This is a genomic window from Vibrio sp. 10N.261.46.E11 (genome assembly GCF_041472735.1).
Taxonomy (GTDB): Bacteria; Pseudomonadota; Gammaproteobacteria; order Enterobacterales; family Vibrionaceae; genus Vibrio.
Window position 1 is genome coordinate 1 of record NZ_JBFRQW010000019.1, and the last position, 24,541, is coordinate 24,541.

Consider the following 24,541-nt stretch of genomic DNA (forward strand, 5'->3'; position numbering starts at 1 on the left):
TGCTTAAATGATCAGTGTTACCTAAAACTAGGGGCTTATCTTGATCTAATTAACACCGTTAGTTAATCAACACTGATTCAGCTAGTGGTTATCCACAGTGTGTTACTGACAAACTGTTATTCAATATTCTGGATCTGTTTGTCGAGTAACTGTATTTATTGTTTGAAAATCAGTGGTTTAATGATTGCGTTTCATCTAATTTAGGGCTTTACTACCCAATATACTACCCGGTTGGTTTAAGTCGCTATATTTCTTACGTTGACAATAGTTCTGTTTTTGATGAAATAATCTTCACTCAGTCACTTTAAGTTGTGACAGTATCCTGTAGTTCAACTCTCGATATACTATATAGCTAGATCATTAATAATAGTGATAATGATGTTCATTTGCATGTATTGTTTGACTAATCGAAGCACTAAGCTGTGAGAGTGAGTTATATTTGTATATGAGGTACACATAGTGTCATGTGATTCTGCCGTAAACAACCGTGTTTTTGTTTTAGGTGTTGCTTCACCAGAGCATCTAGAGCAGCACTCGATAGGCGTGCACTTTAATCACCTCCTCGACCTCTGGCTGGCGTACTAATTTCAAGAGTCTCACTTTAAGAGTGTATATTTTATTTTGATACCAGAAGAAGCCTTCCTTACCATGTAGATAATAATCTGGTTTCTGATCGTCTAAGTTTTCCTTTATGTCATCGTACATACTTTCTTTATCGGCAATTCTAATTATTAAGTTTTCGTAATCTTGCTCAGGGGTGGTGTGATTGTCACGTGTGCCTACTTCAGAGTTTTCTTTTGGTTTAGCCTTCCCTTTTCTAAATAGAGACGTAAATTTCAATACAAATGTACGGGTAGGTTCAATAAAACAAGGAAGAGTCACACTGTCGATATCAGATCGCCTTTGGTGAAAAACGATTAATCCCATTTCTTCTAGTGATTTGATACTGACGGTTATCTTACGGCTGTTAGTTCCAAGTCTAGTGGCTAGCATTTTTATCCCCATTGGGATCCCACCTAGTTTCTCATCATAATTTTTTGCTAACAACATACACAAACAAATGAGGGTAGATTTTGGCTGTTGCCTGATGTTCTTTTTTTCGAAATAACGATAGATGTTTTGATACTCAACGAATTCATCGGCTATAGGGTTATTTCGAAATCTTGATTCGCTTAACGGGCTGAACGGGAGCAGGTAAGTGTCACCATAAGGGTTAAAATTCGGCTGTATTGGCTCTAGTTCTTCCCGGCTTTTTATTTCCAAATAACGTGCGGGAGAGTAACTTTTTTTAACAAGATGGTGTGTCTTGGGATTCCCTTCTGAAAATAAAATATAAGAGCCTTGCCTATCAAAGGGGTTGATGAAATTGTGGATATTGCAGGGTACATCTGTTATCTGGTTTTGGGACACAATGCTCTCCTTAATGGTCGGTGCATTTACGTTTACGCTCTGCTTTTTAGTGTAGTCCGATTGCTTTGTCTATTAAAATTATTTTTTAATTATCATCTTTTATGTGAGTAAATTCCAGAAATAAAAATGTATGAACCGTGGTTTTTGACAATGAATGGGGGCGCGTTGAGTCGTTTTGGCGTGATGGATTGTTGTTGAAGTAGTGTGCATTATCGAGATCTCTCTCTTCATTAACTAGCTCAACGAACTGTCATTTAACTTGTAACTGACTTGGATTCTAGAGTGGGGGAGCTGATATCGATTTTCCACAGTTCAGTGCCTAGGCGTTGATGGTTAGCTAGCAATTGCTCCTTCAGACGAACAGGAAATGAATAGGTAGCGTTTTTTGCATTGTCTGTCTGGTTAGTATTATTACGTTAATAACTAAACATCTACCATACCTAGTACACGACTACATCATCACATATCCCTGAGTCACACCAAGTGACTCACAGTACGCCATTATAAATAACGGCATCGACCTATCTATGAACCTCAACATAGGAATAGATAGCAATGAATGTACGTTCTAGAAAAAACAAAAACCTTAGACTCACCATTAAGAAAACCTTTCTTGGTCATCCTATCCAGACGGCACACGGTCCACTGTACCTCGATTACTTAGAAATAATGCACGCCACCATTGAACGAGCATTAGATGACTATCCTCGCCTCATGGCTATCCGTGTAGATTTGAGATTTCCAAAACTAAGAGCCAAAGAAGAATGCGGTAATGTCATCACAGATTTTATCCGCTCGTTGCAGTCACAGATAGCTTACTCTGGAAAGCGAAAAAAAAGACAAGAGGGTGGTAGGGTTCATCCCTGCAAAGTTCGAAACGTGTGGGTTAGAGAGCGCTCTACCTCAATGAATGACCACTATCACCTATTACTCATGTTCAATAAGGATAGATTTAACTGGTTGGGACAAACTCAAACACCAAATGATAACTTAGGCTCCTTTATCGTGGAGGCATGGGCTAGGGTCGTCGGTGTTGATTATGAAGAGGCAAATGGATTAGTACATTTCTCAAAGAGAAAGAATAGTGACAGCGTGGTTATTCATCGCTTGAACCGTAACTCTGATGACTTTGACGACGCGTTTGATGAGCTATTTAAGCACATTAGTTATTTAGCCAAAGAAGACACGAAACACTTTGGTAGCGGTAGACGGAATTTCGGCCATAGTCATAAGTAGTTTAAAAATTACGGTAGTGACAGTTCCTGTGGGATTAACAACAAACCACAGGATACTAGAATGCCAAACCAGCTCAACGCCACTCAACATCACTCAGAAGCGTCTAACCACCTCACCATCACTCATGACCGAAGGTTTAATGGAAAGCCACTCTACTACCATGAGGGTGGTCTTATCCTTGAGTATTTGGAGGATATCGATCAAGTACTGGTTGAAGCACTAAATCAATATCCGAGACTCTTTGCTGTTCACCTCAACCTAAATCTACCGAGTCACTTCAGGGGCGATTACCTAACGGTGTTTGCCCATTTCTTTCGTACTTTAGAATCGGAGACTAATGAACTCTGTAAGGACAAATACATCAATGATACCTATCAACATCCACAAATGGTGATCCGCTATATCTGGGCGAGGGAGTGTGACTCCACTAGCCAGTATCATCTTATCTTGCTCTTTGATCGAGAGCTCTTCCAAAGCTTAGGAACAGGTCGAGATAGTTGGGGGCGTTTTCTCTACAAAAAAGTAAGAAAGACATGGGATAGGGTGGTGGAAGCTCACTCTAACCAACGATGCTCAGGGTTAGCGTATTTCCCTAACAATGAAGGTTTTGAACTTTCTTCCGACACAGAAACGTTCCCGTTACAGCTAAACGAGTTCTTCTATCGAATGAGTCGTCTCGCGAAGCCCATTACCAAACACGGCGATAACCGTAGTACGAGTTTTGGTTGCAGTCGTCGATAACCTAAAAAATTACACCACAAGCAGTACTTATGTCATTCAACTAGCCATAGGTACTGTCTCATGCCCCACACTCCCCATACACCAGCAATAACCCATTCCACCACCTTTAACGATTATCCCGTGATCTACAGTGAGCACGGGCTGTATGAATCCGCCCTTACGAGTATGACCGACCTCTTTGAACAGGCACTAGAGCAGTTTGAGTTCACGTTAGTCATGCATTTGGGGCTATACCTTCCTAAAGACCACCCAGACACCGATTTAACCATCATCAATGACTACATCCACCAGCTTAAAAAGAAACTCAATACAGACTCACTCTATTACTCGTGGCGTAAGCGAGCCGATAAATCCCCCTCACACAATTACCAAGTCATACTCTTGCTTGATTACAACCAGTACTTTGGCTCCGCTATCTGTTGGGATAAACGTAATCAATTAGCCAACCACCTTAAAGAGGCATGGCAAGAGGCTGTAAAGAGCCACTACGAAGGCAAAGAGCGTTCATTGGTATTATTTAACGACCGAGGTAACTACGGCTTAGGGACGCGCTGCAAGAGTAAAAGTAGCGTAGTAAAGAACAATGTATTTCACCGCATGAGCCGTTTAGCTGAGGCATGGGAAGAAGAGCATTACTGTTTTGGCTCTAGCGAGGATTAACCCCACCGCACTTTTTTACAGCGGTGGCTTATCTCATGGGTATATACAAAATACAGGAGCATTCCCAATGAGATTCTTAAGATTAAAAGACGTAATCGCAGCAACAGGGTTAAGCCGTTCAACTATCTACAAGTTTATGGATGAAGAAGTCTTTCCTAAAACCATTCCATTGGGAGGAAGAGCAGTAGCGTGGCTAGAGAGTGAAATCGAAGAATGGATGGAACAGCGTCTAGCAATGCGAGAAAGCCAAAGCTAACCACAAGCAACAACGAACACAGTTATCACATCAACAGGGAGCCATTGAGGGCTCCCTTTTCAATTAGAGAGAGAAATAAAATGAGTTTTTCAATTTACGTAGATGGCGCAGCACCGAACAATCAACACGGATGCACACAGGGTGGAATTGGTATTGCAGCCTTTAATGAGCACGGTGAACTGGAGTATCAAGATAGCATCACTATCAGACGCAGTACCACCAATGCAGAATTAGAGCTAATGGCCTTAATCGAAGGTCTAGAGTATGCGCAGGATGGCGATGTCATCTACTCAGACAGTGACTTTTGTGTGAAGGGTTATAACGGTTGGTTAGATAACTGGAAGGATAAAGGTTGGCGTAAGTCAGACAAGAAGCCAGTAAAGAACCGTCATCTATGGCAACAAATCGACGAATTGCGTTCACAGAAATACGTAGAGGTGAGAAAGGTCAAAGCTCATTCAGGTGATAAAGGTAACGACATGGCAGACTTGTTAGCCATTGAAGCAGCAGAGGCTGATTAAGAAGATTGTGCACAGCTTGTTGGCAGACCGCTAGCAGGCTGTGCGGTCGTATTTTTGCTTTACCCTTAGGAACGGTGATTTGTCTTTAGAGTAGCGTTAAGCGTTTTTATAGATAACATATATCTGTAGGCTGATGCGATTTAGGGAAAGAGTCGGTAGTAGTTGTGCTGACTAAGATGGATTGTAACTTAAGCAATATTAATTGCCCTGGGCTGAGTACCGATTTGAGATAGTTAAGCTTATTCAGGCAAAAGGCAAAGCCTGACTGCTTTGATCTATTACTAGGGAAATAGAAGCGACAGCACTACTAAACTAAAAGTACTAGTCAAGTTATGTTAACGATTGCTTGAACTTCCGTCTCTATTAGCTTCAGCTCTGTACTAATGGTATGCATTATGCCGTCAAGAAAATGATAGAGAGCGGTTGTATCATCGATCTCACATAATGTTGATGCTAACTTTGCTGCATTATAAAAACTTAAATGTTTTAGTTTTTGATGAGCACTAATACGACGTCCTTCAATATTTTTCTTAATCTCAGGAAGTCTATTTGTAAAATCTTTGGGTATGATTTCATGTTCGTTTATATTGAGGTGCCAATCTACAAGAGTGTAGTATTCTAAGTTCAACTTAATCAACTCGTTGGAAGCTGTTCGACCGAGGTTTGCATGTTCTTCCAGTAAACTAATGAATCTTGGCAATTTTTGATTTACGAAGTCAGTGCGTTTTTTATAGGTTCTTATCGTCTTACTTGTCTCCAAGAGGTTGTAAGATAGTGTTGAGTGATAATCCTCAAGGACTACTTCTAGAGACCTCTTGATATTTTCTCTATCACCAAATGCTGAAGGGGTATACGTTCCAGCGATAACTAGTAAATTTGTTAGCTTGTAAGAAGCGTACATCTTGGGGGCCTTAGCTAGGTCCAGTAGGATTAAGTGTTCTAATAAGTGGTATTTTTCTATAAGTCTCTTGTACTTCGAAAAAATAATCTGTCCACTAGAGTCACGTTGAGCACTGTTGAGCGCCAAAACCAGATTTAAGTCATTTGAGATAAAAGATCTAAAGATACGAGAGTACTTTAATTTGTCAGTAGGACAATTATCATCGATGAACTTTAGTATTTGATACACAACTCTGACGTATTTATGAATGTCGTAGTTATCATTTAGACTTTTTCTATATTTTGGGTCCTCGGCCAACCAGTAATGCCCGAACTCACCCAGAGCATCTTCAATGGGGGATGTTGACTTTTTAGTAGGATTGTCCGTTTGGCCATCTAAGGTTTGTTTTGTTGAAAGGGAGTTAGCTAGGCTATTGTGCTGTTCTAGTAAAAGATTAAAGGTGGTCTCAAATGACTGTTGGCGAAAGGTTTTGACAACGTAATATAGTGAACCGACTGCGAAAAGAGGTGACAGTAACCCACCTATATAACTACCGAAACTACCCCAATCGCTCGTTTTTGTTGAAAGTTGATAGCCCCAGAATTTCGCTACATAAGGCATTCCAACAGCTAAAGTAGTAAATCCGATAGCACAAATGAGTTTCGTATGTTCTTTCTGAATAGTTCTTTTTAATGCTCTTATCACTGATGCAACCTTGCCTAAACGGATTTGACGACCAACTACTGCCAGTAGAGGGGGGTAACTTGCCTAATATTTGAGAACGTTATACTAGCATGATATGTAGTTCTGCTCGGAGTTCGGTCAATAAGTGTACGGTACGTGAAAAAAGAAGCAAATAACGGAGACTGGCCCTGCTTGCTTTTGCCTATTTGAGTTTTCTATATTTTAGTTAATGCTCTTTTGCTATTTTAGTGAGGCCTCTCAGTCATAGCTCCAAAGTGTTTTAGATGGGAGGTAGGTATGAAGAAGCAAAAAAAAGAATGGGGAGCGTGATTGCTCCCCATTGTCATTTTTAATCTTGGCTGGTGGTATTACTTTTCTGTGATCGCTTCACAGCCTTTAGGAACCGTAACTAACGAGATCTGTTTACCTGCGTTTAGGGCTGCTTTCACATCCAACTTGTATTGAGTGCATTTACCTACACTGACGTTAACCGCTCCCGTTTCTACCGATGGATTACCTCCAAGCGAACCACCACCTTGAGCCAAAACAAAAGGTGATGCTAGGGTTGTCAGTAGAACAAGTGTGTTTGTGATTTTTTTCATGGTGTCATTCTCACTATAATTTTAAAAAGAAAATTGGGGGTTAGTTAGACGTTTGTTCAGCTTCAGATGAGCACTTATTCTTATCGGAGATATGACCGTTAAGCTTTCCACACGCATCGGCTGTCCAATGTAGAAGCGCTCCAGCGACAAGAGTGGATTGAGGGCCTTGTTTTCCATTCCAGTGTTTCTCCAGATGCGCCTTAGATATGTTTGGTGTTCCACCGAGCGCAGCGTTTGCCATTGATGAAACGCTTAGAGATGAGCTCAATGCAATCGCGATGAGTACGTATGATTTTTTCATATTCGATCCTTATTGGTATTGATAAATAGATGAGTCGTTTTGCTTTCGGTTTAGAAGGTGTAAACAAAGGTGCCAGCCGTTGAAGTGACTTCAATTTCTTTTACGTTATCGACGGTGCAGTTGTTGCTGTATCCCGTATAGGTTTCACCGAACTTCAATGAAACGTTTCTAGATAGCTCTGAGGCCGTACCAGCAGGAATACGACAATTACCTCGGTTAATCACAACATCGGTGATGACGGTGTTGTTGGTGATGGCTTGTAGGTCAAAGACTAAGCTTCCCCAATGAGAGTTGGTGGAGATCGACACTTCTATATCCGCAACGGCTTCAGGAGATTCTTCCTGTTCAGTGCATCCTGTTGCTCCCATAAATAGGGCTATCGTGACTGCGTATCGAACCGATTGGTTTAGTCGACGTTTTATTTTGGTCATGGGGTTACTCTCCTCATTGGTGAGTGTAATTCTGGGTAGCCTGCTCCTTCGTGAGCCAGCATGAACTGCTCAACATTGAAGTCCGAGGGATAGGTAAATGAAAATGTCGATACACTGGCCTCATCGATGAGTGGTAAGGCAACGGTGTGTATTGGATGTTGGTCGGATAACCGAAAGAGCAGTAAGAGCGCGTCGTACTGAACCGAGAGTCCCAGTGGTTCAATGAGCGTTTGCTCTTGCTGCAAAGCTTGGCTAGAAACCTTTAGCATTCGGTTGTTAAGTAATGCTTCATGGACTGACCCTAAGACTTGTTGCTGCTTGTTACTCCAGCTTCTCGTATTAGGTAGATTGAGGTGTACTTTGCTTAGCCAAATTCGTTCTTTTGAAATGGTTGAAGCCTTATCCAGTAAGGGTTTGTCTCTCTCCGAGGACCGACCCTGTCCATAATTCAGTGCATCAGGAATAAGCGGTTGTAAGTACTTGTTGGTCAGTTGCCAATAGAGCATTTCTTGCTTATTGAACGTCAGCAACTGCTCGGATGTTTTTCGGTAAACATGGGGCATGCTCATCGAATCACACTCCACGTTAAACACCTCCACAATGACTTCATCGAGGTAGCGTTTGATACTGCGGGTGGTGCGGTGGATATCGATTAGGGCTAACTGCTGCTGCAACTCCCTAACGGTGACCCATCGATGTTGAGGAATAAGCATCAGCGTGTGCAGCAAAGCAGATAAGCCTTCAATGCTGGTTTTATTGCTCATGGCTACTCTCTCAATACATAGCGCTCCACACCGGAGTCGGACATTTAATGTCGGGAGAATAGAGGTGGGTTCGACACATAATGTCCAACGGTTAAAGCGCCATCAATCGGCTTAGTGAAAGCGTGAGTCGATTAACATTATCGACGGTTGTTTTTATCTCTCAGCTCTGAGATGGCTACCAGTAACCCAATCAGCAGTACCACTAGAAAGCCTAAGGTCGTTAGGGTTCCAATGGCACCAAAGAAAGGGGAAAGAGAAAGTAACGTGATGAGGGCAGAGATAAGCTTGATGGTTTGTAGAAGAAGGGAAGTCATGAGTTATTGCGGGGTAAGAGTAATATCGTCGAATGCCTCCATCTCGACGTATGCGAGAAAATTACTCTCCCACAATTTATACAGCTCGATAGCCTCACGGTTATCTTTCATTGAAAACCAGCCGTGGTAGCTGGCGAAACATTGACGAGCGCGAAAGTCAAAATCCAAATTCCGCTCAAGCTCAGGGTAGTAGCTCCCCATATAAGCAAAGTCCGTGATGTACTCAATACACCATTCTCCTGTTGAAGATTGGCAAATGGACATTTCGACAGGGTGAAAGCCACCAGCATCAGCACTGTAAGTTTTATCACGAAAGTTAAAGACCACATGACGGCTGGTGGAGAGCGTTTCATTGTTAAGTAAATGAGCCGAGTAACGCGCATTAAGCAACGCATACAGCTTTTTAGAAACAGGTAGGGGTAATGACGTAAAGGCTAATTGGGACATCGACAGTCCTCCTTGTTTGGGGTAAATCAGAAAGTAGGCAGGGGGTTAGTTAAACGAGCTGACCAACGAGAGTTGCACGCTATCAAAGACGTTTCGGGTTAGGTGGCGAGTTAATGCGTTCATCCAAGCGGTGAGCACCTCTTGCACTTCTGGGTGAGATAAATCCGTTGTTCCTGTATCGGGTTGATAGAACCAGCGATTAGCAAGATGAAAGTACAGCTCTGGCTCTACTGAAGTACTGTTGTCATTAGGGTAAGAAAAGCTCGCAAAGAACACGATAAGCCAAGGACCTGAGCGTGACTCTCGTTTGAGCTGTATCTCTATAGGGTGCAGTCCTTGACGATGGCGGTAGTAACTCATTTGACGGCAGTTTAATACCAGTCTTTCAGCCTGTTCAGGCAGTGTGTGACCAGTAAGAAGACTTTCTAGTGATGAGAGCAGTGCATCATTGATACTGATATCACCATAGTGTTGTTCAATCATAACCAGCCTCGCTCAGCAAATGAGGTGCAGATTTCGCCTGTTACGATATGGTCCAATACGCGCACATCCACCAGCGCTAAAGCGTCTTTGAGTCTTTCGGTGATACGTCTATCCGCTTGTGAGGGTGTAGAGTCACCGGAAGGATGGTTGTGAGCCATAATCACTGCTGCTGCATTCACTTCCAACACCGCTTTTACTACTTCTCTTGGGTAGACACTGGCGGCATCGACGGTGCCATGAAAGAGCTCTTTAAACTCAATCAGTCGGTTTTGGTTATCCAGTAGCAGTAAAGCAAACACTTCACGTTCATAGCTGCCTAGCTTGCAGCGTACATACTCTTTGGTCGCATCTGGGCTAATTAAGGCATCACCACGCACATAGCGCGTGGCGAGTATCTCAGCGGCATGCTCTAGGATTTCATTCTCCTGATAGCGCTGTTGTTTTCTGTAATCAGAATTTTGGGTAGTCATTACGGGCTCCTGTCGGATTCAATGATGGTTATTCACATTGATGACATATGCCTGAATATTTTTTGACTGAGGTTTAGAGGGCTAACAAGGAAGTGTGAACATATCAGAATGAACGAGTGTTATGTAATTAACTTTCTGGTCATTTACATTTTATGTCTATGGCTTATTAAGCATAAAAATTATATAGCCTTATCCCTTGTGATGTGAGGAGGTATTGGCATTTAGAGTAAGCACTCAGTGTCGTGTGCGCTTTGATTAGGAAATCTGTTATATCTAAGTTTAAGAAGTCCGATATTAAACATGACAACTATAGCTGGAAAGCTATTCCTGGAGACGTTCCTAAAGTTACAGGTAAGCCTGATAGGACTCTTTTTAGCAGAAAAGAAGGTTATGAAGTGCTCTATATGATCAATAAAGTACTGAAGCATAGAGAGTTGAGCAGTGTAGCTTCTGGACAAAAAGTAGAAACTCTCATTAAAGACCGCTTACCAGGCAGTGTGCGTAGCCAAGAAAACGTATTCAATTGGTTAAATGACAACTGGTAACTGATTACAAGAGATGCTAGGAAAATCGCCAAGATGTATCTTTAGGTCTTGGCATTTTTTGGTTTTTATCAGTATTAGATGTTTTCTTTTGTTGTCAGGCTTTGATGATATAGACGGCAAGTAAGTGTCAGGATGGGCTGCAAGCAGCTGTCTATAAAAAGTTAAGCGACAGGTATCTCAACCAAATGATATAGTCCTATCTATAAGCATTTATAAAAGAATTAAGAGATTAAATGGATAATTTTGCAGTAGAAACGAACGACGAAGGTAAAATAGTCGACTTTTTAGACGGCATACTTTTAGAGCCAGGTCCTGAAGAATTCGTAAGGCAAACATACCTTCGGATACTTCATTTTGAGTATCAATATCCTAAAAATGTTTTGGCGAGAGAAATTCCGATCTATTACGGTAGCTCAGAGCTAAAAGATACCAATGGGCGGCCAGTAAGAGCTGATATCGTCATTTATCGTAATGCAAAAGCAAAGAAAGATCGAAACCAAGGTGCAATTTCAATGGTTGTCGAGTGCAAAGCTCCCAAAGTAGAGACTGGCTACAATCAATTAGTATCGTATATCTATAACACAAGCGCAGAAGGTGGCGTATGGTTTAACGGCGATGCGCCACAGTACTTTCGTAGGTTGAGTTCACCCACTAATGATTTAATAGACTGGACAGGTATCCCACGTCCAGGAGAAGCATGGGAGGCACTAGGTCAACGCAAGAAGGAAGATCTTAAGCGACCAAAAGATATTAAGGGCCTATTGCGTCAATGTCATAACAAGCTTCATGGTCGTGGTGTTGATGGAGATGACGATGATTTAACCATGGATATGGTAAGGATCATCCTCGCGAAAGCGATGGATGAGGAAAAAATTGCAGAGTTTTGCGATTTTTACTGCACCCCTGAAGACTACAAAACACCTGAAGGCCAAGCGTTGGCTGCGCAAAGAATCCATGACCTATTTGCTGAAGTTGTAGAAGACAATCGCGATGTTTTTTCAGAGCATGAAAAAATATCAGTAGGGCCTAGAGTTATTTGTGATGTAGTGATTGAATTGCAACGTTATAGACTTTTAAGTGATCTCCATGAGTCTGATGACTGGGACATTATGGGACATGCTTATGAGCAATATACAGCAACTTATTTAAAGAAAAAGCGCGGTCAGTTCTTTACCAATAGGTTGGTCGTTGATTTTCTATCAGAAGTTTTAGATCCAGATTATCAAGATATTATCTTAGATCCGGCTGGTGGTTCTGGTGGTTTTTTGACTGGAGCAATGCGCCACGTAAGGAAAAAAATTCTATCGTCGAAAGGTAGTGCAATCGCAAAACAAAGGCAGCTAGACAAGCATCGTACAAATTTGTTTATGGTTGAGATAAGCAAGCGATTAGTAAAAATAGCCAAAACAGCGATGATTCTAAATGGCGATGGCCACACGGGCATGACTCAAGGAGACTCGTTAGGACCAATCGAATCTCTTCATGAGCGAGTAATCGGAAGGTGCGGCATCGGCTCTCCAAAAATCATACTTACGAACCCCCCTTTCGCTGGAGTTGGGGATGGGCGCATTTCAGATCCGGCAATTCTGGATAACTTCTCAAGCGGTATTCGTTGGACAAATCGTGGAGGAGAATATGTTTCCACAGGAGAAAGGAACTCGGAAGGCGTGCCTCCTGAAATGCTTTTCTTCGAGCGTTGTTTACGCTGGATAGCTCCAGGTGGAAAAATTGGAATCGTAATGCCTAAGAGCTTTCTAGATACAAAAACGTATTATCCAGTTAGGCGAATGCTTTTAGAAAGTTTTAAACTTGTCGCTGTCATTAATTGCCATAAAGATACATTCCAACCTCATACAGGTGTTAGAACTTGTTTGGTAATTGTTGAGAAACCGCTTAACGACACAGATCTTCCTGACCAATATACCATATTCATGGCTATTTCTAAAAAGATAGGACAGGACAGTGAAGGCTTTCCAATTTTTAAACGCGATAAAAACAACAATCTTACCGGGCAGATTGATCACGACCTTGATGAGATATTGATTGATTATCAGGCGATGAAAACAGGTGAGCTTAAAGAATCAGAGTATAGATTCACAATTCAAAACACTGAGATCGACAATCTACTAAGGATTAATCCTCAGGTATACTTGCCGAACCTCAACGAGTCTATAAAGCAGATTGAATCAATAGATGGTATTGACGGTTGGTCTGTTACGACAATCGGTCAAATTACAAATGATGTTAGAATTTTCAAAGGGCCTAGACTAAAGAGTGAGAACTTAATCGTTGAAGAGCTTGCAGATGGCGTTGAGCCTTATTATACACCGTCGGCTGTACTACAAGAAAAGTCTGACAGTGCAAAGCTCCTTAATGTGAATTTCGCAACGGAAAAGCAACTTGCAACAATAAATGCTGTTAGGGTGTACCGTGGTGATATTGTAATTACAAGGTCTGGGACAATAGGTCGTGTTGCCTATATTACAGAGCGCCTTGATGGGGCAATTGTTTCAGATGATTTGATTCGAGTCAGAATTGAAGATGAGGAACTACGCCTCTATGTATATCAATTTTTACAAACTGAGAAGGCTCTTAATCAGATGCTAAGAAATGAGTATGGGGCAGTTCAGCAACACTTAGAGCCAGCCCACATCTCAGACATATTGATCCCAGTTCCAGATGATCTTTCTGTTTTGGAAAATGTGATATCTCTTACAGCTGAGCAAATAACTTTGAAAGAAAGACTTGAAGAAATGAATCAAGCATTAGACTCGGAGAGCGAGAGTTTACTATCAAGTTTGATATCTAGTGGAGTAGATAAAATCACTTAACAAGGTGCTGCACACGGATAAATTACTTGCGGCGCTCCTAATTTACCGATGAGTGCATCGTTATTCGCCTTACCTGGCCTAATCGATGATGGTTCTAAATCAGCAATACCAATAATCTATTTCTGTTCATCAGTTGGCTGCGTAGGGCGATTAAGCATGCTACTAAATCAATACTGCCAGATTGTGTGTTAGACAGACATTTAATACGAGGATGCTAGCGGCATCCTCTTTTCTTTTTTTGCTTATGTCTAAATGACAATATGATTCTTAACCAGATCGGTGACTTTTTCCAGTGCTTCTTTGCGCTCTTCCAAGTAGTCATACCGATCATAGATACCCTCGACTCCTTTCAGCTTGTGATTTAAACAGCGCTCCGCGATATGGCTAGGAACTTTTACCGAAGCGAGTAGGCTACGGCAGGTGCGACGTAGATCGTGAACCGCAAAGTGTTTGATATCCCGCATTTTATTTGGTGGTTGTACCTTACGACCGGGCTCTCGACCAAATAGCTTTGAAATAGCTCTGTTCAATGTGTCTTTGCCCATGTGCGGTACTTTGCTTTCTCTTCTGTTAGGGAAGACGTATTCCGAACCACAAGCTCGCATATACAGTTCTTTAAACCACTGTATGCACAGCTCCGGAAGCGGAATAGTGAAACCTGTCCCAGATTTGCTTCGCTCCGCTGGTAGGTGCCATAAAGCATTATCTAGATCGAACTCAGTCCACTTTGCTTCTGTTAGCTCTGATTTACGAACGCCAAGACAAAGAAGCAGAGCACAAGCTAGGTAGTTGTCTCGATTGAAACTATAAATGTTTTGGTTGAAGACGGAAAAAACATGTTTAATCTCTTCCAGTTCTAAGACCCGATCTCGACTTTCTTCAATGCCACCAGCATCATAGTTAGAAAATGCTAGTGCAGGGTTAGACTCAATAACACCAATCTTCATACCGTGTTTAAAAAGCTGCTTACAATACATTAGCGTGTCGTTAGCTGTGGTTGGACGGCCACTGTCAGCGACTATTTGGATGATGTTACGGATATCTAAAGGTGTGACACGTTTCAACGTGTATTGACCAATTTGTGGAGAGATCTCTTTCTGATAGATACGCTTAGGTATATTGGGATGCTTGAGCCTTTTGGACAGATCCTTGTACCAGTCTTCGAAGAGATCATCGATTATTTGTATATCGGCTTGCTTACTCCGTTTTCTTTCTGCAATTGGGTTAATCCCTTCGCTTATTTGCTTTCGAAGCTCAGATGCTTTCAACCTTGCATCTGCAAGAGAAAGTTCATCGACCTTGCCAATAGTCACCTCCTTTCTTTTCTTAAAAAGGGTATACCTTAGCATCCAGTATGGTCGACCTATTCTAGGAATCATTAGATAGAAACCATCACCATCACCATCGGCATGACGACCCGTTTTTTGGTCTTTTACTATCGCCTTAACTTGGTTGACGGTGAGATTCCCCATCTCTATCTCCTTGAATTTATAGCTCTAATCGAAGTTATCATAACATCACCCTCCCGAAGTGGGGAGTATGTTATGATATTTATACTACGGTGGGGAGTAAATAGCAAAGTGCTACCCAAGATACTCCCCGTTCGTTCATGGCTGTTGACGAATTTTATGGATGTATAGGGATGAAAAAAAACAACAAAGCCCTTATCAATAAGGGCTTTGTGGAAGTGTGTGGAGTAGAGGGGGAATCTATTCGATGTTCTGGATCTGCTCACGCATCTGTTCGATAAGAACCTTAAGCTCTACGCCCGATGCTGTGATGTCTGTGCTGATAGACTTAGATGCTAGCGTGTTTGACTCACGGTTGAACTCTTGCATCATGAAGTCAAGCTTACGGCCACAAGCGCCACCTTTCTTCAGTACTACATTTGCTTCTTTCACGTGAGAGTCTAGACGGTCTAGCTCTTCTGCTACGTCTGACTTTTGAGCCAGTAGGATAAGCTCTTGTTCAACACGAGAACCTTCAAGCTCAATTTTCGCATCTTCAAATTTGGTAAGAAGGCGCTCACGTTGCCACTCTAGGATCTCAGGCATGCGAGCACGAACTTTAACTACTTCTTCAGTGATCGCATCTAAACGCTGAACGATGAGCGCTTTCATATTCTCGCCTTCACGAGCACGAGCATCAATGAACTCTGCGATGGCATCGTTGAATGCTTCAAGTAGGTCTTTGTTGATAGCATCCATGTCTTGCTCTGGCGTTTCCATTACGCCAGGCCAGTTCATGATTTGGAATGGGTTCAGACGGCTGTCTTCGCCTGTCATCGCCATCACTTGGTTCGCCGCACTGATTACTTGCTGAGCCAAACCTTCGTTAATGCTTAGCTCGCCTTTCGCTGCTGGGTTTGCTTCAAAACGTAGGTTACATTCAACCTTGCCGCGAGCTAGACGCTTACGGAAACGCTCACGTAGGATTGGTTCTAAACCACGGAACTGTTCAGGCATACGGAAGTAAGTTTCTAGGTAGCGTTGGTTTACACTACGGATTTCCCATACTGCTGTACCCCAATCGCCTTTTACTTCTTTGCGTGCGTACGCGGTCATACTATAAATCATCGAATTTTCCTGTCTTTTATCATTCTGAAAATAACGCGCACGCATAGTATCACGATACGAGTTGCACTCGAAGCCTATCGCCTTTCATGATGGATAGCTTTGCGCGATAAACTGCTATATAATCTTGCCCCAATCAAAACTGTCTCACCCCTTTCTTAGGTGATGCACTCTTTCGATAGAAAATCACTTCAGACTGTTAATAAGGTAGATACCAATGCGTCCAAATGACCGCGCTGTAGATCAAATTCGTCCAATTAAAATTACTCGTAACTACACAGCTTATGCTGAGGGTTCTGTATTAGTTGAGTTTGGTAACACTAAAGTTCTATGTAATGCGACGGTAGAAGAAAACGTACCGCGTTGGTTAAAAGGCCAAGGAAAGGGTTGGGTAACCGCTGAATACGGTATGCTGCCACGTGCAACGCACACGCGTAACCGTCGTGAAGCGGCGAGTGGTAAGCAAGGTGGTCGTACGATGGAAATCCAACGTTTGATCGCGCGTAGCCTACGTGCAGTTGTTGACCTGAAAGCGATGGGTGAAATCATGATCACTGTCGATTGTGATGTTATCCAAGCTGACGGCGGTACTCGTACTGCTTCTATTTCAGGTGCAAGCGTAGCAATGGCAGACGCTATCAACAGCTTACTAGCAAGCGGAAAACTGAAAAAGAACCCAATGAAAGGCCACGTAGCGGCAGTTTCAGTGGGCATCGTTGGTGCACAAGCATTGTGTGACCTTGAGTACGTTGAAGACTCAGCAGCCGATACCGATATGAACGTTGTAATGACGGAAGACGGTAAGATGATTGAGATTCAAGGCACCGCAGAAGGCGAACCGTTCAGCCACGAAGAGCTGATGCAGCTTTTAGCCCTGGCGAATAAGGGCATTGCCGATATCGTCGAAGCGCAGAAAGCTGCGTTGGCCGATTAGTTTCTAGATAGCTCCCACATTGGGGGCTATTTTTTTATCTTCGTCGTATTCGCGCCCTCCGTGTTGTTAACTGCGCTTGCTCACCCGAATCACTTACTACTCGTAAGCTCACGGGTTTCGCAAGCTTGTTGCCTAGCGGAAAACACGACTACTTAGAAGATACTAGGAAGAGTTTAAGTTAATTAAGTTATATTGAATAAACGTAGAGGAAAAACATGAAAGCATATCAACGTGAATTTATTGAATTTGCACTAGAGAAAGAAGTACTTAAGTTTGGTGAGTTTACTTTAAAGTCTGGCCGTAAGAGCCCTTACTTCTTCAATGCTGGATTGTTTAATACAGGTCGTGACCTTGCACGCTTAGGTCGCTTCTACGCAGCAGCATTAGCAGATTCAGGTATTGAGTTCGATGTACTATTTGGCCCTGCGTACAAGGGTATCCCAATCGCAACAACAACAGCGGTTGCACTGGCAGATCACCACGATGTGGACACGCCTTACTGCTTCAACCGTAAAGAAGCGAAAAACCATGGTGAAGGTGGCAACCTAGTGGGTAGCGAACTTGAAGGTCGCATCATGTTAGTTGATGACGTGATCACTGCTGGTACTGCGATTCGTGAGTCGATGGAAATCATCCAAGCAAACGGCGCTGATTTAGCGGGTGTGCTTGTTGCTATCGACCGTCAAGAGAAGGGCAAAGGCGAATTGTCTGCGATCCAAGAAGTAGAGCGTGACTTTGGTTGTGCGATTATCTCAATCGTTAGCCTGACTGACTTGGTTACTTTCCTTGAAGAGAAAGGCACCGACGCAGCACACCTAGAGTCAGTAAAAGCGTACCGAGCTCAATACGGAATCTAATTCGTAAACTGAAGAAGTTGAACCTAATAGTTTAGTGCCTTAGGTTTAGAGCTTAAAAAAGAAAAATGCCCGAGAGATGAAACTCTTTCGGGCATTTTTTTACTTAAATCTTATTGGACAGAACAAGGCTCGTTTACTTGTAACGAATGCCTTTTTCAGCTTCTGGATCTTCCATGGTTTTGAAGCGCTTGTGTAGCCACATCCATTGTTCTGGGGCTCTTAAGATAATCTTCTCAAGATAGCGGTTCATATACGCTGCTGCCGCTTTTTCATCTTTTTGGGGATAGTTATCTTCAATTGATTCATCGGCCATGATTTCATATTTGCCGTCGGCATTTCTAAAGCCAGACCCAATAACGACCGCGCATCGACTGGTGTAAGCCAAAATGCTGGTTCCAGTGGTGGTGCTTGCATCCTCTACTGCAAAGAAAGGTACGAATACAGATTTATTGCGACCGTAGTCATGATCAGGGAGATAGAATAGGCGATCTCCGTTACGCAGAACACGTATCATCTTTTTCACATCTTTACGATCAATAGTCAGATTGCCATTGTGGGTTCGGCCCCAAAACTGAATAAGGTTATATGCCGCGTTGTTATGTGGGCGATACACGCCATACCCATGCTGTCCGAGTACAGCAAAAGCGCGAGCGGTAATTTCAAGGTTGAGAGCGTGCACGCAACAAAGTAGAACGCCTTTACCATTTTTGCTATGCGACCTCATTACTTCAGTATCTTTATCAACCAGTAACATCTTAAATCGCCAAGTTGGCCAAAACCAAGTAATGCCGGTTTCAATCAACGCTAATCCAGTATTTTTGAAGTTTTCTTTGACTAGTTGGTCTATTTCTTCTTTGGGCTTTGCAGGAAAGGCCAGCTCCATATTACGAGTTGCAATATCAACCCGTTTTTTACCAAAACGCACGCCTAGTAAGCCAAGTCGCTGCCCTAAGGAGAGCAACACACGGTAAGGTAGCAGGTTAACAATTAGAGCCAACAACCCAAAGCCTAGCCATACGGGCCAGTACTTAGGGTGAAGCAGTAAGAGTGAAAATTCAGGCTTATCATATGTGGTTTTGTTCATATATTTGGCTTAATGCTGATTACTATTCGATTTGTGCACTCAGAAGTGCCCAATACTCTTCAAAGTTTGCTGTCGGTTGATATTTGAAGTCCGAGCGAACAAATCGATTTAAACTTCCTTCAACCTGACCTAACAATTGAGCCGCTAAGATTTTTTCATCAACCGGGAATGACTTCCCTTCGCGAAGCTTTCTTTCTCGTAGAATTTGACGAAGTTGCGTCTCAATACGTTCGAAAAGCTGATTGATGCGATCGCGCAGGCGTTCATTTTCAAACATTAGAGCATGACCAGACAAAATTCGAGTCAGGCCTGGGTTACGTTCTGAGAAAACCAAGATAAGTTGTAGCACTAGGCGTATGCGCTCTAGTGTGTCTTTCTCTTCATCTAGAATACGGTTGATTCGAGACATCAACGCTTCTTCAATGAACTCGATCAAGCCTTCAAACATGCGAGCTTTGCTTGGGAAGTGGCGGTATAACGCAGCTTCAGAAACACCAACTTGCTTGGCCAACTTTACCGTTGTGATACGAGAAGCACCTTCGGTCGATTCCAACATTTGTGCTAGAGCTTGCAGGATTTCTTCACGACGGTTTGATTTTCGAGTACCGGCCATCTATTTACTTCCTTTCCTAAAGATGAGGATTGAGTGAAGCAGGATTATAAACACCATTCAATTCTGTTCCTAGTTTTGTAAGACCTAGGTCAACAGAATCGAGAGGTGTCAGCGTATTGTCAGGGTAAAATTGTGCGTTTATACGTCAATAAGCTGTTGGATCTGATTAAGGATCTGGAAACCAAGAGAGTCTTTGCTATCTAGAGGTAGAGATTTATCGCCACCTTTCCAATAAAGGTGCAACTCATTACTACTACTATTGAAGCCTTGGCCTTCGACAGAGACATCGTTAGCACAAATCATATCGAGGTTCTTTCTTTCCAATTTTCCGCGCGCATACTTCTCGACATCTTGAGTTTCTGCTGCGAAGCCGACAGTAAATGGACGATCTTCAGTCATTGAGGCAACGGAAGCCACAATGTCTGGGTTCTTAACCATTTGAATGGTCATGTCATCTTTACCATCGACTTTTTTAAGCTTTTGGTCTGCAATGGTCTCTGGGCGGTAATCGGCAACCGCAGCGCAGCTGATGAAAATATCATGCTGAGCAGCATTGGCACTCACGGCATCAAACATCTGTTGTGCGCTGTCTACATCAATGCGATTAACCTGATTTGGTGTCGCGAGTGATACAGGGCCACTAATTAGAGTTACCGTGGCACCTTGTTTCGCGGCCGCTTCAGCCAGTGCATAGCCCATCTTGCCCGAGCTATGATTGGTAATGTAACGAACTGGGTCGATCGCTTCGCGAGTTGGACCCGCAGTAATTAACACCGAACGGCCAGTCAGAGGTTTAGGTTGGAAGAAGTCTTCACAACGATGGACCAGTTGCATTGGCTCTAACATACGCCCCATACCAACATCGCCACAGGCCTGTTCACCAGCTGCCGGACCCCAGATTTCACATCCACGACGTTTTAGCGTTGCGATGTTCTCTTGAGTTGCAGGGTGGCTGTACATTTGTTGGTTCATTGCTGGGGATACCGCAACTGGCGCATCGGTTGCTAAAACCAAAGTGGTCAGTAGGTCGTTACCCATGCCTGCGGTCATACGCGCAATAAGGTCTGCGGTTGCGGGTGCTAATAAGACTAGGTCAGCCCATTTCGCCAGTTCGATGTGCCCCATGGAAGCTTCAGCAGCAGGATCAAGCAAACTATCAGACACTGGCCTTCCAGAGACAGCTTGCATGGTGAGAGGAGTAATGAACTCCTTAGCCGCAGTAGTCATGACGACTTGTACCTGCGCACCACGTTCGATTAAGCGTCGAGTCAGTTCGGCACATTTATAAGCTGCGATACCACCACTAATGCCAAGTAGGATTTTTTTTCCAGCTAGGCCTTGTTGGTCAGCGTTATCCAGTTGATTAACCAATGTTTGCATGATTCTGTTCCTTAATTTCTCTGGGACTAACGATATCAGAACAAAGGATTAGTGCCTAGAAGCAGAATTGGAACAGGTTTGACACTCATCAAGTTGATGTTATCAAACTTATCAATTACACGGTTTTGCTAGGCATTAGTCTTCTTTATAACGCTGTGGAAGCTCTCCGTAGACAAACGGATTAGGCTGATGGATCCTATTCATCACCCTAGATAGCCTTTATATGCCTATAAGTAAAATGCCTGTTGAGTCGATGCCAAGAGAAAAGTTACTGAGTAGAGGCCCCGACTCCTTAAGTGATGCGGAGTTGTTAGCTATATTTCTTCGAACGGGCACACAAGGAATGAATGTTTTAGAGCTATCAGACAAGTTGATCAAAGATTTTGGTTCGCTTCGCCATCTTTTTTCTGCAACGGAGGCCGAGTTTTGTGCCCATAAAGGGATGGGGCAGGCGAAATATGTCCAGTTGCAGGCTGTTTTGGAGATGACGCAACGTTATTTGGCCGAGACTTTATCTCGAGGGGATGCACTAACTAGCCCAAGTCACACCAAGTTGTATCTTTCGAGTATATTGCGTGATCGCCAGCGAGAAGCCTTCTACATATTGTTCCTAGATAACCAAAACAGAGTAATAAAGGATGAAGTGATGTTTGAAGGAACCATCGATGCAGCATCTGTTTACCCGAGAGAAGTGGTTAAACGGGCACTTCATCATAATGCTGCCGCTTTAATTCTAGCGCACAACCATCCTTCCGGTGTCGCAGAGCCAAGCCAAGCAGATAGGCGAATTACACGCAGATTAACCGACGCATTGGCACTAGTGGACATCCGAATTCTCGACCATTTTGTCGTTGGAGATGGCGAAGTTATCTCTTTTGCAGAGCGCGGATGGATTTGAATCACATTTTAGGTTGTTAGTTGCGTTAAATCTGCTATCATTCCGCCCACATTTTAGAACCTTAAATCAGCTCTGATTACTCAAATAGCTGCCCTGTTCAAAAAAAGATCACGAAATCCTTAAAAAGGATCTGTTCGGGTCTTGAGCAATGCATGTCAAGTTAGTATAATACGCGACCTTTGATAGCCTTGAATGGATTTTCCATTATGGTTTTTACCTCTATTTTCAGAATTGATAGAGAGGTTCGGCCACCAAGGTTGATATCGAGCTGAAACGATTTGGAGAGACATTCATGTCCCGAGTATGTCAAGTAACTGGTAAGCGTCCAGTAACGGGTAACAACCGTTCACACGCACGCAATGCTACCAAGCGTCGTTTTCTGCCGAACCTACAAACTCACCGTTTCTGGGTAGAGAGCGAAAAACGTTTTGTTAAACTACGTCTAACTGCTAAAGGCATGCGTATTATTGATAAGAAAGGCATCGATGCTGTTCTTGTTGATATCCGTGCACGTGGCGAAAACGTTTAAGAGGAATTAAGCAATGGCTAAAGGCATTCGTGAGAAAATCCGTCTAGTATCTTCTGCTGGAACTGGTCACTTCTACACAACTGACAAGAACAAGCGTAACATGCCAGGCAAATTTGAGATCAAAAAGTTTGATCCAGTAGTTCGCCAGCACGTTATGTACAAAGAAGCTAAAATCAAGTAATTGATAGCCCCTTTGTCTCTTCTTTTATAGAAGAATAAATTAAAAACCCAGCTTATAGCTGGGTTTTTTTATGCCCAAAATTTGGGAAGCCCCAGTATTTGGAGAAACCTGAGTTTTTTTGAGAAGCTTAAATATTTTCGAGGAGACTCAGTGTTTTTGATAAGGGTAAGTATTATTGGTTAAATTTGGCACCTACCGTACAGACGTTACACTTGCCGATGGGCTTATGTGATAGAAAACCGCGCAACATAGAAAGTATCGCCTTTTTCACGATATACTGAACACTCAATAGGTTAGATGAGCAGAATCAGATGAGATATCGTGGGCGTCGATGGAACAACATACTCATGTTAAGCGTGATCGCTTTTATTGGGGTGCTAAACCTTCCAACATTGATCAAAACGTACCTTATCGAACCCGAACCCGAAGTTAAAGTCAGCGGATCTTATCCTTCTCTTTTAAATCCAGCAGCTGAGCTTCAAGCTTTGCATTTTGCTAATTGGTCAGTTGTACTCGAAGACGATCATTGGGCTTATCAATTTAAAGACACAGTGCTTCCTCAAACTACCAGTGCGCAAGAGCTGTCACAGAGGTGGCAGGAACTTGTGGGCACCGAAGTCGACTCACAAACCTATACCGACCTGACTCCCCAGCTTAATACGCCGCATACCATTGAAGTTTGGTATCAAGACCAAGAAGAGCCACAGCGTATTACTTATTATCAACTTGCTGAGTTTTGGTTGCTAAAAAACTGGAATGATCAGTGGCTGGCGGTGTCTATTGAAGAGAGCTACTTGTTTCCAAGCTTTGGCTCAGGAGATTCATTTAAATCAGACCATCTCTTTAAAGCAGACAAGCTATCTATATCAGACAAACCACCTAAATCGGACGACTAACTATGCCTGAATTACCCGAAGTTGAAGTAAGCCGTATGGGGATCTCGCCTCATTTAGTCGGTGAGAAGATTAAATCCCTGACTTTTCGAACGCCTAAGCTGCGCTGGGATATTCCTCAAGAACTTAAGCGATTAGAAGGGCAGGTCATTCGCTCTATTTCACGCCGAGCTAAGTACCTATTGATTGAGACAGATACAGGCACTGCGATTGTGCATCTTGGTATGTCTGGTTCACTGCGCGTGTTAGACGCGGATTTCCCGCCAGCAAAACACGATCACGTGGATCTTAAGTTAACCAATGGCAAGGTACTGCGTTACAACGATCCCCGTCGTTTTGGTGCGTGGCTGTGGTCTGCACCTAATGAATTCCATTCTGTGCTACTAGGCTCTGGCCCTGAGCCACTAACTGACGACTTCAACGCAGATTACATTGCTGAGAAAGCAGAAAAGCGTAAGGTTGCCGTCAAACAGTTCATTATGGACAACAAAGTAGTGGTAGGTGTGGGGAATATCTACGCCAATGAAGCGCTGTTTTCTTCACGAATTCATCCACTTCGCCCAGCAAGCAAAGTGACAAAACAAGAGTGGATCTTGTTAACCAAAGAGATCAAACAAGTACTCGCTACCGCCATCAAACAAGGTGGGACCACACTCAAAGACTTCGCCCAAGCGGATGGAAAACCGGGATATTTTGCTCAAGAGCTGCAGGTTTATGGTAAGGCTGGTGAACAGTGTCCGAGTTGTAGTGAGAAGCTTGAAGAGCAAAAAATCGGACAGAGGAATACGTTTTTTTGTTCTCAATGTCAGGTATAGATGTATAGCCCTCAATACAGAGCTTGATATCACTTGAAGCTGTGTCTAGGGCACTTTATCTGATAAAATTACGGGTATTATTGTGGAACTTGTCGTCTTCATTTCTAAAGGCAGAATCTACCTCTAGAGCTTCGTTGATAATTCCTTACCTATGGTTGCTGACTTTTCTTTCGTTACATTACGCAAAAATAAAATATAAAGAGAAACT

At 42.9% G+C, this 24,541-nt stretch carries 29 protein-coding genes; 14 read left to right on the forward strand and 15 right to left on the reverse strand.

The window, feature by feature from the left end; all coding sequences use genetic code 11:
- Positions 1-522: 522 nt before the first annotated feature.
- Positions 523-1,410 (reverse strand): hypothetical protein, encoded by an 888-nt coding sequence (locus AB4407_RS06335; protein ID WP_372119668.1) that lies wholly within the window; start codon positions 1,408-1,410, stop codon positions 523-525.
- 555 nt (positions 1,411-1,965) lie between these two features.
- Here AB4407_RS06335 and AB4407_RS06340 point away from each other — a divergent pair.
- From AB4407_RS06340 to AB4407_RS06360, 5 genes are all read left to right on the forward strand, one after another.
- Entirely contained in the window at positions 1,966-2,646 is a 681-nt protein-coding gene (locus tag AB4407_RS06340) for an inovirus Gp2 family protein (protein WP_372119670.1), read from the forward strand.
- 60 nt (positions 2,647-2,706) lie between these two features.
- Positions 2,707-3,387 carry an inovirus Gp2 family protein gene (locus AB4407_RS06345; RefSeq protein ID WP_372119672.1) on the forward strand — a complete coding sequence of 227 codons (681 nt, stop codon included), beginning with the start codon at positions 2,707-2,709 and terminating at the stop codon, positions 3,385-3,387.
- Between the two features lie 60 nt (positions 3,388-3,447).
- On the forward strand, positions 3,448-4,047 hold the full coding sequence (locus AB4407_RS06350) for an inovirus Gp2 family protein (protein WP_372119674.1): 600 nt from the start codon (positions 3,448-3,450) through the stop codon (positions 4,045-4,047).
- Between the two features lie 67 nt (positions 4,048-4,114).
- The gene (locus AB4407_RS06355) at positions 4,115-4,303 is read left to right on the forward strand and encodes an AlpA family transcriptional regulator (RefSeq protein ID WP_372119676.1); all 189 of its coding nucleotides are present in this window, start codon (positions 4,115-4,117) and stop codon (positions 4,301-4,303) included.
- 80 nt (positions 4,304-4,383) lie between these two features.
- Positions 4,384-4,824, forward strand: a complete 441-nt coding sequence (locus AB4407_RS06360; RefSeq protein WP_372119678.1) for a ribonuclease HI — start codon at positions 4,384-4,386, stop codon at positions 4,822-4,824.
- Between the two features lie 325 nt (positions 4,825-5,149).
- On the opposite strand, the gene AB4407_RS06365 is transcribed toward AB4407_RS06360, so the two are convergent.
- From AB4407_RS06365 to radC (AB4407_RS06405), 9 genes are all read right to left on the reverse strand, one after another.
- Entirely contained in the window at positions 5,150-6,409 is a 1,260-nt protein-coding gene (locus AB4407_RS06365) for a putative phage abortive infection protein (protein WP_372119680.1), read from the reverse strand.
- A 347-nt stretch (positions 6,410-6,756) separates the two neighbouring features.
- Entirely contained in the window at positions 6,757-6,990 is a 234-nt protein-coding gene (locus AB4407_RS06370; RefSeq protein WP_372119682.1) for a hypothetical protein, read from the reverse strand.
- Between the two features lie 40 nt (positions 6,991-7,030).
- Complete coding sequence (locus AB4407_RS06375; protein ID WP_171372629.1) at positions 7,031-7,291, reverse strand: hypothetical protein; 261 nt, start codon at positions 7,289-7,291, stop codon at positions 7,031-7,033.
- A gap of 50 nt (positions 7,292-7,341) precedes the next feature.
- Positions 7,342-7,722: a hypothetical protein gene (locus AB4407_RS06380; RefSeq protein ID WP_171372628.1), complete on the reverse strand. Its 381-nt coding sequence runs from the start codon at positions 7,720-7,722 to the stop codon at positions 7,342-7,344.
- Complete coding sequence (locus AB4407_RS06385; protein WP_372119685.1) at positions 7,719-8,486, reverse strand: transcriptional regulator; 768 nt, start codon at positions 8,484-8,486, stop codon at positions 7,719-7,721. Before AB4407_RS06385 ends, AB4407_RS06380 begins: the two co-directional genes overlap by 4 nt.
- A gap of 137 nt (positions 8,487-8,623) precedes the next feature.
- Entirely contained in the window at positions 8,624-8,800 is a 177-nt protein-coding gene (locus tag AB4407_RS06390) for a hypothetical protein (protein ID WP_004735678.1), read from the reverse strand.
- Positions 8,801-8,803: 3 nt separating this feature from the next.
- Positions 8,804-9,247, reverse strand: a complete 444-nt coding sequence (locus AB4407_RS06395; RefSeq protein ID WP_372119687.1) for a DUF2787 domain-containing protein — start codon at positions 9,245-9,247, stop codon at positions 8,804-8,806.
- Between the two features lie 45 nt (positions 9,248-9,292).
- The gene (locus tag AB4407_RS06400; protein WP_171372625.1) at positions 9,293-9,730 is read right to left on the reverse strand and encodes a DUF2787 domain-containing protein; all 438 of its coding nucleotides are present in this window, start codon (positions 9,728-9,730) and stop codon (positions 9,293-9,295) included.
- Positions 9,727-10,200, reverse strand: a complete 474-nt coding sequence (gene radC / locus AB4407_RS06405) for a DNA repair protein RadC (protein WP_171372624.1) — start codon at positions 10,198-10,200, stop codon at positions 9,727-9,729. Before radC (AB4407_RS06405) ends, AB4407_RS06400 begins: the two co-directional genes overlap by 4 nt.
- Positions 10,201-10,604: 404 nt before the next feature.
- Here radC (AB4407_RS06405) and AB4407_RS06410 point away from each other — a divergent pair, with 404 nt between their 5' ends.
- Both AB4407_RS06410 and AB4407_RS06415 read left to right on the forward strand, forming a co-directional pair.
- Entirely contained in the window at positions 10,605-10,745 is a 141-nt protein-coding gene (locus AB4407_RS06410) for a hypothetical protein (RefSeq protein ID WP_372119690.1), read from the forward strand.
- Between the two features lie 233 nt (positions 10,746-10,978).
- Complete coding sequence (locus AB4407_RS06415; RefSeq protein ID WP_372119692.1) at positions 10,979-13,576, forward strand: N-6 DNA methylase; 2,598 nt, start codon at positions 10,979-10,981, stop codon at positions 13,574-13,576.
- A gap of 248 nt (positions 13,577-13,824) precedes the next feature.
- Here AB4407_RS06415 and AB4407_RS06420 read toward each other — a convergent pair whose 3' ends face one another.
- Together AB4407_RS06420 and AB4407_RS06425 are read right to left on the reverse strand one after the other, a co-directional pair.
- Positions 13,825-15,048 carry a tyrosine-type recombinase/integrase gene (locus AB4407_RS06420; RefSeq protein ID WP_372119694.1) on the reverse strand — a complete coding sequence of 408 codons (1,224 nt, stop codon included), beginning with the start codon at positions 15,046-15,048 and terminating at the stop codon, positions 13,825-13,827.
- 237 nt (positions 15,049-15,285) lie between these two features.
- A complete protein-coding gene (locus tag AB4407_RS06425; protein WP_372119696.1) occupies positions 15,286-16,152 on the reverse strand; it encodes a YicC/YloC family endoribonuclease in 867 nt (288 codons plus the stop codon).
- A gap of 214 nt (positions 16,153-16,366) precedes the next feature.
- Here AB4407_RS06425 and rph point away from each other — a divergent pair, with 214 nt between their 5' ends.
- Both rph and pyrE read left to right on the forward strand, forming a co-directional pair.
- Positions 16,367-17,083, forward strand: a complete 717-nt coding sequence (rph, locus tag AB4407_RS06430) for a ribonuclease PH (protein WP_215406366.1) — start codon at positions 16,367-16,369, stop codon at positions 17,081-17,083.
- Positions 17,084-17,298: 215 nt separating this feature from the next.
- Positions 17,299-17,940 carry an orotate phosphoribosyltransferase gene (gene pyrE, locus AB4407_RS06435; RefSeq protein WP_004735727.1) on the forward strand — a complete coding sequence of 214 codons (642 nt, stop codon included), beginning with the start codon at positions 17,299-17,301 and terminating at the stop codon, positions 17,938-17,940.
- A gap of 133 nt (positions 17,941-18,073) precedes the next feature.
- Here pyrE and lpxL read toward each other — a convergent pair whose 3' ends face one another.
- The 3 genes from lpxL to coaBC all read right to left on the reverse strand — a co-directional run bounded on the left by lpxL (position 18,074) and on the right by coaBC (position 21,017).
- The gene (lpxL, locus tag AB4407_RS06440) at positions 18,074-19,024 is read right to left on the reverse strand and encodes an LpxL/LpxP family Kdo(2)-lipid IV(A) lauroyl/palmitoleoyl acyltransferase (RefSeq protein WP_372119699.1); all 951 of its coding nucleotides are present in this window, start codon (positions 19,022-19,024) and stop codon (positions 18,074-18,076) included.
- Between the two features lie 22 nt (positions 19,025-19,046).
- A complete protein-coding gene (gene slmA / locus AB4407_RS06445) occupies positions 19,047-19,637 on the reverse strand; it encodes a nucleoid occlusion factor SlmA (protein WP_017100198.1) in 591 nt (196 codons plus the stop codon).
- 138 nt (positions 19,638-19,775) lie between these two features.
- Positions 19,776-21,017, reverse strand: a complete 1,242-nt coding sequence (gene coaBC, locus AB4407_RS06450) for a bifunctional phosphopantothenoylcysteine decarboxylase/phosphopantothenate--cysteine ligase CoaBC (RefSeq protein WP_372119701.1) — start codon at positions 21,015-21,017, stop codon at positions 19,776-19,778.
- A 223-nt stretch (positions 21,018-21,240) separates the two neighbouring features.
- On the opposite strand from coaBC, the gene radC (AB4407_RS06455) reads away from it, so the two are divergent.
- The 5 genes from radC (AB4407_RS06455) to mutM all read left to right on the forward strand — a co-directional run bounded on the left by radC (AB4407_RS06455) (position 21,241) and on the right by mutM (position 24,333).
- Positions 21,241-21,915 carry a DNA repair protein RadC gene (gene radC, locus AB4407_RS06455; RefSeq protein ID WP_012603038.1) on the forward strand — a complete coding sequence of 225 codons (675 nt, stop codon included), beginning with the start codon at positions 21,241-21,243 and terminating at the stop codon, positions 21,913-21,915.
- A 292-nt stretch (positions 21,916-22,207) separates the two neighbouring features.
- Positions 22,208-22,444 carry a 50S ribosomal protein L28 gene (gene rpmB, locus AB4407_RS06460; RefSeq protein WP_004728407.1) on the forward strand — a complete coding sequence of 79 codons (237 nt, stop codon included), beginning with the start codon at positions 22,208-22,210 and terminating at the stop codon, positions 22,442-22,444.
- A 13-nt stretch (positions 22,445-22,457) separates the two neighbouring features.
- The gene (rpmG, locus tag AB4407_RS06465) at positions 22,458-22,625 is read left to right on the forward strand and encodes a 50S ribosomal protein L33 (RefSeq protein ID WP_002535344.1); all 168 of its coding nucleotides are present in this window, start codon (positions 22,458-22,460) and stop codon (positions 22,623-22,625) included.
- A 347-nt stretch (positions 22,626-22,972) separates the two neighbouring features.
- Positions 22,973-23,521, forward strand: a complete 549-nt coding sequence (locus tag AB4407_RS06470) for a hypothetical protein (protein WP_372119703.1) — start codon at positions 22,973-22,975, stop codon at positions 23,519-23,521.
- A 2-nt stretch (positions 23,522-23,523) separates the two neighbouring features.
- A complete protein-coding gene (gene mutM / locus AB4407_RS06475) occupies positions 23,524-24,333 on the forward strand; it encodes a bifunctional DNA-formamidopyrimidine glycosylase/DNA-(apurinic or apyrimidinic site) lyase (RefSeq protein ID WP_372119705.1) in 810 nt (269 codons plus the stop codon).
- The last annotated feature ends 208 nt before the right edge of the window (positions 24,334-24,541 follow it).